The 11667-nt window shown below is 60.5% G+C and carries 10 protein-coding genes; 6 read left to right on the top strand and 4 right to left on the bottom strand.

Going from position 1 to position 11667, the window contains the following annotated elements; genetic code table 11:
* Positions 1-31: 31 nt before the first annotated feature.
* From GSQ92_RS10055 to GSQ92_RS10070, 4 genes are read right to left on the bottom strand one after another with little or no spacing between them, the layout of a single operon-like run.
* Positions 32-985: a cyclase family protein gene (locus tag GSQ92_RS10055; RefSeq protein WP_158801662.1), complete on the bottom strand. Its 954-nt coding sequence runs from the start codon at positions 983-985 to the stop codon at positions 32-34.
* Between the two features lie 9 nt (positions 986-994).
* Complete coding sequence (locus tag GSQ92_RS10060; RefSeq protein ID WP_158801663.1) at positions 995-1996, bottom strand: ABC transporter permease; 1002 nt, start codon at positions 1994-1996, stop codon at positions 995-997.
* The gene (locus GSQ92_RS10065) at positions 1993-3537 is read right to left on the bottom strand and encodes a sugar ABC transporter ATP-binding protein (RefSeq protein ID WP_159013411.1); all 1545 of its coding nucleotides are present in this window, start codon (positions 3535-3537) and stop codon (positions 1993-1995) included. Before GSQ92_RS10065 ends, GSQ92_RS10060 begins: the two co-directional genes overlap by 4 nt.
* Positions 3534-4640, bottom strand: a complete 1107-nt coding sequence (locus tag GSQ92_RS10070; protein WP_158801665.1) for a substrate-binding domain-containing protein — start codon at positions 4638-4640, stop codon at positions 3534-3536. Before GSQ92_RS10070 ends, GSQ92_RS10065 begins: the two co-directional genes overlap by 4 nt.
* Before the next feature lie 159 nt (positions 4641-4799).
* On the opposite strand from GSQ92_RS10070, the gene GSQ92_RS10075 reads away from it, so the two are divergent.
* The 6 genes from GSQ92_RS10075 (at position 4800) to GSQ92_RS10100 (ending at position 11657) form a co-directional block, all read left to right on the top strand.
* Positions 4800-5819: a LacI family DNA-binding transcriptional regulator gene (locus GSQ92_RS10075; RefSeq protein WP_158801666.1), complete on the top strand. Its 1020-nt coding sequence runs from the start codon at positions 4800-4802 to the stop codon at positions 5817-5819.
* On the top strand, positions 5816-6811 hold the full coding sequence (locus tag GSQ92_RS10080) for a GTP-binding protein (protein WP_158801667.1): 996 nt from the start codon (positions 5816-5818) through the stop codon (positions 6809-6811). The genes GSQ92_RS10075 and GSQ92_RS10080 overlap by 4 nt, the downstream gene beginning before the upstream one ends.
* Positions 6808-7341, top strand: a complete 534-nt coding sequence (locus tag GSQ92_RS10085; protein WP_158801668.1) for a molybdopterin-dependent oxidoreductase — start codon at positions 6808-6810, stop codon at positions 7339-7341. The genes GSQ92_RS10080 and GSQ92_RS10085 overlap by 4 nt, the downstream gene beginning before the upstream one ends.
* An 864-nt stretch (positions 7342-8205) precedes the next feature.
* On the top strand, positions 8206-9393 hold the full coding sequence (locus GSQ92_RS10090; RefSeq protein WP_158801669.1) for an acyltransferase: 1188 nt from the start codon (positions 8206-8208) through the stop codon (positions 9391-9393).
* A gap of 101 nt (positions 9394-9494) precedes the next feature.
* Positions 9495-10289, top strand: a complete 795-nt coding sequence (locus GSQ92_RS10095) for an FkbM family methyltransferase (protein WP_158801670.1) — start codon at positions 9495-9497, stop codon at positions 10287-10289.
* A gap of 189 nt (positions 10290-10478) precedes the next feature.
* Entirely contained in the window at positions 10479-11657 is a 1179-nt protein-coding gene (locus tag GSQ92_RS10100) for a glycosyltransferase (protein WP_158801671.1), read from the top strand.
* Positions 11658-11667: the final 10 nt, after the last annotated feature.

Genomic DNA, 11667 nt, shown 5'->3' on the forward strand with positions numbered 1-11667 from the left:
CGTCTCGGCAGTCGTTTCACACCAGCGCAATTCACGTCAACGCAAAGGGCGTGCCAGGTGATCCGGTGGCACCGACAATCGGCAGCGGCGCGAAGACATAGGCGAAACGCCAAGCCTGCTTTTCCGCGAGTTCGTCAAGCTTCATGCCCTCGTGAAGATAGATGCCGTGTTTCATGATGAGGTGCTGGTGGACGGGATGGAAGACCTCCGGGTCCACGGGCGGCACAACATCGACCGCGAAATTGTCCGCGCCCACCACGCAGGGCGCCTTCTTCGCAAGCCATTCGGCGGCCGGTAGACCCAGCCCCGGCGCGCCGTCGTAGAAAGTCGCCGCTTCCGTGCGGAAACGCGAGCCATGGCCCGTCCTGATCAGGACAGCGTCGCCGGGCGAGAACGCGGCCCCATCCAGCCCCTGCCGTTCAAGGCAAGCCTGTAGATCGGCGGGTGTGATTTCCTCGCCCGGATCCATCACGCGGCCCTTCAGCCCCTGCACGTCGAGCAATAGGCCAGGGGTGAAGAAGATGGGCGCGTTCTCGATCCCGAGCCGGGTCAGCCCATAGGGCGACCAGATTTCGGAGAGCGGGTTACCATTGTAGAACCGGATATTGCCGTGATCTGCCTTGTCGCCGATCTGCCGCCCGAGATGGCCGAGCGCATCCATATGCGTGCCGATCTGGCCGATCTCGGTCGCGAGGAATTCATCGTTCCACACGGTTTTGCTTCGCCCGCCATGGGGTCCGCCGGTCGGCCCGCCGGGCATGCGCAGGCCGAAGATACGGCCGGGCGCGAGGGGAATCCGGGAATCGTATTCATGGCCGAGCCGGATGATTTCGTTGCGTTGAACAAGTGTCAGCGCCTCGCGGATCTTCTCCGGACCCATGAGATTGCCATTGCCGCGCTGATCCTCCGCACCCCACCGCGACGGGTACCATTCCGCGCCTAAAGCCGGGCTTTGATCCGGATCGTCATTCCGTTGTTCAGGCACAGGCTTTTCTCACTTGCTGGCGGGAATGGTCGCGGCGCTGAGCTTAACCCGTCGCTTCGCGGCGGTCACCGCGAGGCCGACGGCCAGGATGAGCATGGCGCCATCAAAGATCGGCTCGACGAAGAATGGCGCGCCCAGCTGGTTGAGCCCTGCCACAGTCACCGCCAGAACGGCGACCGCGAGGATGGTGCCCCATACATTGACGCGGCCCGGACGGATGGAGGTCGCGCCCAGCAGTGCCGCGGTGAAAGCGGGCAGCAAATACTCCTGCCCCACGGAGCTTTGACCGACCTGAAGCTGCGACTGCAGCACGATGCCCGCGAAGGCGGCGGTCACTCCGGCTGCGACGAAAGCCACCGTCACATAGCGCTTGGCGGAGATGCCGTTGAGTTCGGCCGCACGGGGATTGGCACCAAGCACGTAAAGATGCCGGCCCGCCGGGAGGAATTCGAACACGATCCACAATGCGAGGCTGAGGACGAGGACATAGATCGCGGGAAGAGGAATGCCGAAGAGAACGCCGGACAGGCCGATGAAACTCTCCGGCAGCCTGGCGACGACTTGTTGGCCGCCGGTGTACCACTCGTTGAATCCATAGAGCAGCGTGCCGGTTCCGAGTGTCGCGATAAAGCTGTCGATGCCGACCACCGTGACCAGCACGCCGTTGCACAATCCGACGAGCGCTCCCAGCAGCAGCACGACGCCTGCCGCTTCCGGCCAGCTCAGCCCTTGGCCTTGCAGACCGATTACCAGAACCTGAGCGATGCCCAGGAGGAATCCGACCGAGAGGTCGAAATGATTCGCCGTCATCGGCAAGAACACGGCCAAAGCCAGCAGCGCGGAAATCGCTCTGTTGTTGATGATCGAACGGAAATTGAAATAGGTCGGGAAGGTATCAGGCTTCAGCGCGGAGAACACCGCGATCAACACAACCAGCAGAACCAGCAAGCCCCAAACGGAGATGGCCTGCGAGAAAGCCCGTCCTCCTGAGCCGCGCACCCGGGGACTCAAGCGGCAATCTCCGAGGAAGGTTCCGGGCCGGCGGCGAGAGCTGTGAGCTTCGCGACGGTGATGTCGGGGCGCAGGATCTCGGCCGTGACCTGGCCGCGATTGAAGACAAGCGCGCGGTGGCAGACCTTCTCGACCTCCTCGAAATCGGACGAGATCAGGAGAACGGCGCGGCCCCGCTTATGTGCCAGCTCGAGATCCCGATAGATTTCCGCCTTGGAACCGACATCGACGCCGATGGTCGGTTCCTCAAGAACGAGAAGCTCGACATCCGATTCCATCCAGCGCGCGACCACGACCTTCTGCTGGTTCCCGCCGCTCAAGGTGACGATTGGGGGTGTAGGATCGGGAGGCCGCACCGAGAAGCGTGCCAGAGCCTTTCGGCAGGCTTCCAACTCCCCTGCGCGGCCGACTGGTCGGAACGGCGAAATGCCCCTGGCACGCGAGTTGACATAAAGGTTCTCCAGCACGCTCAGCCCGCCGGCGAGGCTTTCCTCGGCACGGCGGCTCGACACGAAACCGATCCCGCTGCGGATTGCCTCGCCTGAATTTGCGCTCGCGATCGCATGGCCCTTGAAGTTCACGCTGCCTGCATGGACGCGCAGCGCTCCGAACAACGCCCGCCCCAGCGCATGATGGCCGGCGCCCCGTAAACCAACGAGGCCAAGCGTCTCTCCCCTGCGAACATTTAGGCTGACAGGTCCCACGAAGCCGGAACCGTCTTCCTGACCGACGACCACACCATCCAGTGTCAGCAATACTTCGTCGGACGAAGGAACCGTTGCGAATTCGGTCTGCGCGAGCGCGCCTCCCACAATCCAATCGACAAGACCGGGTGGCGAGGTCGCGGCGATGTCACGCGTCGCAATGCGGCGGCCATCGCGCAGAACCGTCACCCGATCCGCGATGCGAAACACCTCATCGAGCCTGTGCGTGACATACAACAAACCAATGCCGCTCGCCTTCAGCCGCTGCAATGTGCCGAGCAGAAGATCGACATCGGCTGCGGGAAGAGCGGCTGTCGGCTCGTCGAGCACGAGCAGATCACACCGCGTGGCGAGCGCACGGGCAATGGCGACGATGGATTTCTCGGCTGCCGAAAGCGCGCCAACCCGCGTTTGCGGATCGATCGCGCTATCCATGCGTCCCAGTGCCTCACGCGCAGCCGATGCTGCACCGCGCCAATCGATGATGCCGCGGCGCCTCGGATAGCCAGCCAGGATCGCGACATTCTCGGCCACCGTCATGAAATCGACGAGGCCGAGATCCTGGTGAATGAAGGTAATCGGCAAATGCGCCGATGCCGGATCCACCACCTCGCCATTCCAGCGTATGAGCCCGGCCGTCGGCGGATAGATGCCAGCCAGGATCTTGATCAGCGTCGATTTCCCGGCGCCGTTCTGGCCGAGCAAGGCGTGTATCTCGCCCCTGCGAACGTCGAAATCGACGCCATCAAGGGCGAGCGTACCGGTAAATTGCTTGGCGACGCCTTCCAGCGCGAGAAGCGGTTGCTCCTGTGCCGGTCTGGCGCCGCCTTCGCTCAAGGCGACACGCCCCAAAGCTTGAGGTAGTGGTTCTTGTAGTCATTGGACGGAACAAAGATATCCTTGTCGCCGCCTTCCGTTCCGACATTCTCCGCCGTTACGAGGTAGGGCGGCTGCACGAAGCCGCTCGGCGGCGCTTTGTTGAAGGCCCGGTTGAACTCATCAATCGCCTGATAGGCCTGCAGCTCGATGGGCTCCGAGACCGTCACCGTCTGATACTGATCGCCCTTGCGAATCCGCTCATAGGCCGAACGATTGCCGTCCGCGCCGATAAGCTTCGCTTGTGCGGGAGGAACGCCGGCGCTGCGCAAAGAGGGAATGGCGAAGTCGAGATCATTGTCGCCGACCGATGTAACGTAAATCGGAACGCCGAAACGCTGAACCCAGCTCGTGGTTAGCTGCGGCATCCGCTGAGCGGCCTCAGACGCCGGGAAATTCACATAATCGAGCATCTTGCAGCCGGGGCATGCCTGGAAAGTGTCGCGCGTCTGGCCGGATTTCGTCGCGGCGATCTGATACTCGTTGTGCGTGACAACCACGGCGCGGGCCTTGCCGTCACTATCCGCGATAGCCCAGTCGGCTTCGGCCTTGCCGATTTCGCGTGGGTCTTCCTGAATATTCACGAAAAGGTGCAGGTCAGGCTGAGGCCCCGGCAGTGAGGCCGCGTGCAGACCTATCACGGTAATATTCCGGCCGACCGCCGTGCGGATTGGATCCTGCAGGCTCTTGGCATCCGCGAAGATCGCGATCCCGTCTGGATTCAGGGCGATTGCCTGGTTGAAACCGGCGACCCAGTTCGATGGGCTGCCCTTGCCATCGATCACGGTCAGCTTCCACCCAAGCTTGGCCGCGGCCTGCTTCATGTAGAGGCCATATTCGCGCGAAATGTCGTTCTGCTCATCCCCGGACAAATACACGATGGACTTGCCCGCTGCCGGTTTGGGCGCCGAGGTTGGCCCCTGCCAAACGGTTTGCGGTCCCGCGTAACGGGCCACCGCCGCCTTGGCCGCAGCGACCGTGTCATCCGCCGCGAAAGCGCCCTGGCAGATCAAAGCGAGCCCGGCACCCGCGACGGCACTCAAAGCCAGATTTCCTAATCGCATCGCTCTCTCCCTCATCGCGCTCTTCAGGTGGCGCATCGATTTCCGGCCACTCTCCCCCAAAGCGGGCAAAGCGGTCAACGTATTTTAGATCGATCTAAATTCTGTCGACAGTGGCGGCTTGCCTTCCTATGGTCCGCGAGTTTTGAACCGGTCGGCACGTTGAACTCCGAACTCAGCCCTGTCGCGGAGCGGCGCGACGCGACGCTCAAAGAAGTGGCGGCGGAAGCCGGCGTTTCGCGCGCCACGGTCTCGCTCGTCTTGCGTCAAAGCCCATTGGTCGCCGCGGCCACGAGAGAACGCGTCGAGAGCGCGATCCTGACTGTGGGCTACGTCTATAATCGCGGCGCGGCACGGCTGCGAACGGGAACCTCCGGAACGATCGGGCTCATCGTTCCGGAAATAACCAATCCATTTTACGCGGAACTCACAGCCGGGATCGATGAGGTTCTTGATGTCGAGGGGCGCCTCACCTACCTCGCCACCTCGAATGACCGGCCGGAGCGGCAGGAGCGTTTCATCCGTCGCATCCGGGAACAAGGCGTGGATGGCATCATCTTGAGCGCGGCCGAGGGAAGCTCGCCCTGGCTTCTCAGGCAGCTCCGGGAGTGGCGGGTTCCCGTGGTGCAGATCCTGCGGTCGATCGCCGGGATCGACGCCGATTTCGTCTCGCCGGATTTCTCGCGCGGCACATGGGCCGCCATCGACCATCTCGTTGCCGCCGGGCATCGGCATATCGCTCTTATGCCGAGCGCCAAGAATACCTCCGCCGCACGAGAGCGCATCGATACTTTCCTGTCGGCGCTTCGCCATCATGGGCTTGGCCCCGGTATGGTGACACCCGGAGCCTCCTCCCGGTCCGAGGCCGCCGACCGTATCGGAGAAACGCTGATTTCCGCCTCACCGCCGAGCGCCGTCCTCTGCCACAATGACCTTCTGGCTTTGGGGGTAATCGCCGAGTTGCGGCGGCGGGGGATGACACCCGGACGGGACCTGAGCGTCATAGGATTCGATGACATTCCCGAGGCGGCCAGTTCCGTTCCGGCGCTCACCACCGTTGCGACCTTGCCGGTCGAGGTCGGCATTCAGGCCGCCCGGCTGTTGTTGCGGCGGATCGCCATGCCCGACGGAGCGCCGGAACGCATTCTGATCGCCCCGAGGCTGATCCTTCGCGAAACATGACGGATGCGCGCCCGCCCTGGCCGATCGCGCTCGTTACCGGATATCTGGGCAGCGGGAAGACGACCCTGATTACCCGGCTGCTTCGCCATCCCGATATGGCGGATACGATGGTGATCGTGAATGAGTTCGGCGAAATCGGCCTGGATCACCACCTCATCAAGGCTGTCACCGACAACGTCATTCTGCTGCCGAATGGCTGTTTGTGCTGCATGATTCGCCAGGACGTTGTGCAGACCCTCCGCGAACTCCATCGGGCCTGGTTGATGGGGTCGATCCCCGATTTCGGCCGCATCCTCATCGAGACCACTGGACTGGCGGAGCCAGCTCCTCTGGTTGCGTCGATCACGTCGCATCCGATGTTGTCAGATGCCTTCGCGCTGCAGAGCATCACGACGCTGGTCGATGCCGAATATGCGCCCAGCCAGATCGCAGGGGCGACGTGCCGCAACCAGATTCGCGTCGCGGACTATATTGCTGTTTCAAAATGCGATCTTGTAACGCCTACCGAGGTCTCAGATCTCCACGATCGATTGATCGCAATGAACCCGCTGGCGAGCATCCGGCAAAGCGATGCCGTGATCGAACCGGATCACCTGTTCCGCCGAACAGCCAGTCGGCCGTTGCCCCCTTCGATATCCTGCGACAGTGGCTCGGACCATCTGGCAGGAACGACAACGCTCGTTTTACGGCCGGAACGTCCGCTAACCTGGACTGCTTTCCAAACCTTGATCAACGACGTTTTGAATGAGTTTGGTCCGCGGCTTCTCCGGCTAAAAGGTCGACTGAGCTTTGACGCACACAAGGCGCCTGTGATCATCCAAGCCGTTCATCACACCTTCTACCCGATTGTCGAGGCGCCTCCCGGCAGCGGCCATGATGAGGATTTCTTGATATTGATTTTCGATGACGCGGTTCCGGCGAGCATCGTGGATCAATTTGCCTGCACTGGATTGGTCGTTCTGCCATGGCCAGATCAAGGAGCCGCCGAATGAATTATCTGCGTGATCGTCTCGCCCTCACGCTCGCTAGCATGACTATTCTAGCCTGCGGAGCGCTCGATTCCGCCTGGTGCGCCGAGGCATCGGCCCAGACTGGAACAGTAATCGTCACGGGGCCTGGCGTCGCTGTCGATTTCTCGGCGGAGACTCTCGCGCGGCTTCCCGCGATCAAAGTCGGCGTTTCGATCGGGACGATGAACGGAGCACTTCGAGGCACCTTCGAAGGCCCTCTGCTGTGGACGATCCTCGAAAATGCGGAAGCCGTCGATCCGAAGAAACCCCACAAGCAGGTCAGCGAGACCATTCTCGTGACCGGGAGCGACGGATATACCGCCGTATTCGGAGCCGGAGAGATCGCGCCGGAATTCGAGGGTAAACAGATCCTCCTGGCGGAGCGGCTGGATGGTAAGCCGCTCGGGCCGGATCATCTCCGTGTTGTGGTGCCGGGGGATCGCCGCGGAGGCCGAAGCGTTCGGGATGTGGTCCGCATCGCGGTCGTGGAGGCGCCGTCGCTGGAAAAGTGACGGGCCCTTACGCCCTACCTCCGAGGAGGAAGGATCGACGTGCTCGCCGCTTGCCTATGGGCCAAGATGTCTCGTCGCAGCCGTTCGTCAGCCAAATATTCGTAAGCTTCGCTGACCGAAATGCCCAGCGTCGCCGCAGCCTTTTTCATCGAGCCGCCCTCGCCATGGACTAGTCTCCATACATCAAGTCCGGTCGGCCGCGCCCGCGGAGAGCCCATGATTTTGAATCATCCTTAGTCATCAAGACGAATGAGTTGATACCTGACAGTCACCGAGATGCCTACTCATTGTTGTTCCTCGGAACGAGTTTCCTCAATGTGAGGTAGGGCGATCAGGTTACAGGGCAACTCTTTGATATTTGGTCGATTCTTCTCCAAAAGCTGAGGTTTCCCGAAGGCAAATCTTTTGATTCGCTGCTCTGGAGCGAGAAATCGATGCTCAACGTTCGCTGTCAAGGCAGTCGATCTGCGCGGCAGCATCGCGGCCGCCGGCGGGTGCCCTTGGCACCGTCGCCTCGATCACTGTCCTTCGGCCCCACCGATCTCATGGCCTTCGCCGCGTTGAGACGCCTGCCGGAATAGTGCCTTTGCTCTCACCCCCCGCGATGGACAGGGTTTGAACCCCGACAGTGGCCGGAAGGCGAGGATTCGTAGTCGCGCCACGCAAACGGGTGACGCCGATCATCCCTGCGGCGAATCCCCCGTCTTTGCTACAGCTCACAGCAACTGTTCGAAGGGATGAGATCATCTCCCGATTTCCACTACGTTGACCGACGACAACTTACAATCGAGATTGGTTATTGCGCCCGAACATACCGCGACTTCGGTCCAAGCACTAACGGCCGCCTACCTATTGGGGATTATCTTGCCAGAGACCAGAGTTAGACTTCATGCTTTGGACGCCCTGCGCGGTCTCGCGGCGCTCGCCGTTGTTCTGTGGCACTGGCAGCATTTCCAATTGCTCGGCACACACCAACTGACCTGGTCGAACACCGCGCCACCGCTGGATCACTCCCATCAGCCGTTCTTTTGGGCCCTGAGTTTGTTCTATTCGAGCGGCTACATCGCTGTTGATCTCTTTTTCCTGATCTCCGGTTTCATATTTTTCTGGCTCTACGCGGACAGGCTTGGGGACAGGTCCTTGTCGGTGATCGATTTTTGGGTGCTGCGAATCACCCGGCTCTATCCGCTGCATCTCGTGACACTGCTGGTCGTCGCCGCGCTTGAGCTAACGTTCCGTCGCGAAACCGGGCAGTTTTTCATATACGGCGCCAATGACCTCTCGCATTTCCTGCGGGGTTTGCTGTTTTTTCAGTCCAATGGTGCAGGTGCATCCTTCAATGGGCCGACCTGGTCAATCACCATAGAGCTGATCATGTACGGCCTGTTCTGCGCCGTGGCCTGGTTCGGCCTGCTCAGATACGCGTTGGTTCCATTCGTGATCTTCCTGCTCGGGCTGTTCATTTACTCGAAGCACCAGAACATCGCGATGGGCATCTGCGGCTTCTTCGAGGGCGGGTTGGTGTATTATCTTTTCCTGCGGGTGCGCAACTCGGTTCACCGGCCGAAGATCTTCTTGATGACGATGTTCGCCTGCGTGGCCGGCTGGCTCGCCGTCCTGGCGGGCAATTACGCCCCGCTGATGGCGCATGGCGATTTCGCGAGATTCATCCTGCCGGTCAATGGCATCGCGCTGAGATTGAGCGTGGCCTACATCCTGTTCCCATTGACCATCCTGCTTTTGGCCATGCACGAAACCACAGCGACAACGACCTTCAGATACCGCTACCTTTCGTGGCTGGGCGAGATTTCCTATTCGAGTTATCTTTTGCATTTCCCGCTTCAGCTCATCTTCGCGCTCGCCATCATGCGGGGTTTCCTGTCTCTCAAAACCGAGAACTCCGATGTCTTCCTCCTAGTCTACGGCGGCATCTTGATAGCCCTCTCGCTTGTCGTTTTCCGCGGTTTCGAGCTGCCTGTGCAGCGAAAGCTTCGGGAAAGCTGGAAGCGCATGGTTCACCTCTCAAGCTCTTCGCGGAAGCAACCCGCTTGACTTGACGATGAGGTGGCGGAATGTTACGATTTCAAATATATTAGGCTCCTAGCGAATTTGAGTGCATCGAAATGCATCAGTTACATTAGCCGTTTAACCTATTGATTGATCTCAATAAACTGTCTGGGGCGCCAATGGCCAGCTGGAAACGGCAAATCGTAGAGGTTCTGAGCAAGCCCCTGGGCGTCACTTTCACGCGCAAAGGCGCGGCCTGGGAGCTTATAGAGCCTGAACAGCTCGAACGTTTCCTGGCGGTCTTTCGGATCGATTGTGTGTTCGACGTCGGCGCGAATATCGGCCAATACGCGGCGCGGCTGCGGGAAATCGGTTTCAAGGGTCTGATCGTCTCCTTCGAACCCAACCCCGACGTCGCTCAGGTTTTGCGGAACGCGGCACGCGGTGACGACAAATGGGTCGTCGAAGAACTGGCTCTTGACGAGATCAGTCGCCCACTGACCTTCAACGTCATGAAGAGCTCGCAGTTCAGCTCATTGCACGAACCAGACCACACTGGTGTCGCAACTTTCGTCGAACTAAATGCGGTGGAGCGGCGGATCGATGTCACAACGCAGACACTTGACACCGTGTTCCCAGCTTTGCACGCGAAATACAAGTTCAGCCGTCCATTTTTGAAGATGGACACGCAAGGTCACGATGTCGCTGTCGCCAAGGGCGCAGGACCCTACCTGGTCCGATTTGCCGGCCTTCAAAGTGAACTTGCCCTGACCAACCTGTACAAGGACCAGCCCGGTTTCGCGGAGGTTCTCGAATTCTACAAAAACGCTGGCTTCAGACTCTCCGCCCTCGTTCCGAACAATGCCGGACATTTCCCCGACTTAAATGAAGTCGACTGCATTATGTATAATCCGTCATTTTACGAGCCGCCGGCATCATGACTTCGTTCATATGCCCCCCACATTTGGTGGCATTGAGCCGCATGCCCCGTTCCGGTATCGTCGTCCCTATGAGAGACGCGCGCGGACATCCGCGGAACCCTCTCGAACCCGTCGCAAGGATACTGGCTCGCCAGCGACGAAAACGGCCGATCGTCCCGTATTCGAGTGAGCTTTGAGAGAAACGAACCGATGAATCGCACAAAGGTCACGGTCTACTTCTACGGCGCCTTCACGCCTGAATCGGATGGGTGTCACGCGCGCGTCTGCTCGCTGGTTGACCGGCTGAGCGAGACATACAAGGACGTCGCGGTCTATTCCTACGACAACCACCCCGACTTCCCCTGGACACCGGCCAATATCGCTGCGTTCCGGAAGCGCTGGCCCAATGTCGAGCTGGTGCTGGAACCCTATACGTCGAAGCTCAAAATCCTCACACGGGTCAAGAATCTCCTCATCTCGGTTTTCCCCGGCTCGGCGGATCGCCTTCTTCGTCTCTCGGTCCATGGCTGGAGCCCCGAATTCGACAGGCTGAAATCCGAGTCACAAGCTGTTTTCGTGAACTACGCCCATGGGCTCAACCAGCTCAACGGGGTCGATCCCGCACGCTGCCTAGTGGACACGCATGACATCAACTTCGCCAAATGGGCGAAACTCACGAATTCGAGCTCGGTCTCGACGACATCCCTGCGCAAGCTCAGGGGCGAAATCGCGGCGCTGCAAACCGCGAGCTCCGTCATCGCGATTTCGCCACCCGAGGCGGCCTTCTTCCGGATGATGCTGAACGGGGACGATGTCTTCTACGTGTCATCCTGGGCCGCGCCGCGTATCCTCGCCGAGGAAGTCGAGCGGGCTGTGCCCGACATCGATCTGGTCTTCGTGGGGTCCGGCTACAGCATGAATGCGCGCGGCTTCTGTGACATGTTGGAGAAACACGGAAGCTGGCTGTCGCGCTACAAGATCGCGGTCTGCGGCCTTGTCTGCAATGACCCGGATGTCATCGCCGCGGCGGAGCGGTTCCCCAATGTCAGCCTATTGGGCTATGTGGAGCGCCCTGCCGATATCTATGCCCGCAGCAAGGCGGCTCTTTCGCCGGTCGATGGCACCGGGCTGAAGATGAAGATCATGGCGGCCCTGGAGGCCGGGATTCCAGCCTTTGCCTCGAAACAGGCTTTCGACGGCCTTCCGCCGGGTTACGAGCAAGCCGTCTTCCCGATCAGCGAGGCGAGTGTCGCCAACCTACTCGGCAACGAGCAAAAACTCGCGGCGGCACGGATAGCGGCGCGCAACTACCACGCGACCTTCAATCGGACTGGGGAAGCGAAGGCGGTGCTGGACCGGCTGAGACTGTCTGAGATGCCCGCCTTTTGATGATCCCATG

The organism is Acidisoma sp. S159 (assembly GCF_009766125.1).
Taxonomy (GTDB): domain Bacteria; phylum Pseudomonadota; class Alphaproteobacteria; order Acetobacterales; family Acetobacteraceae; genus Acidisoma.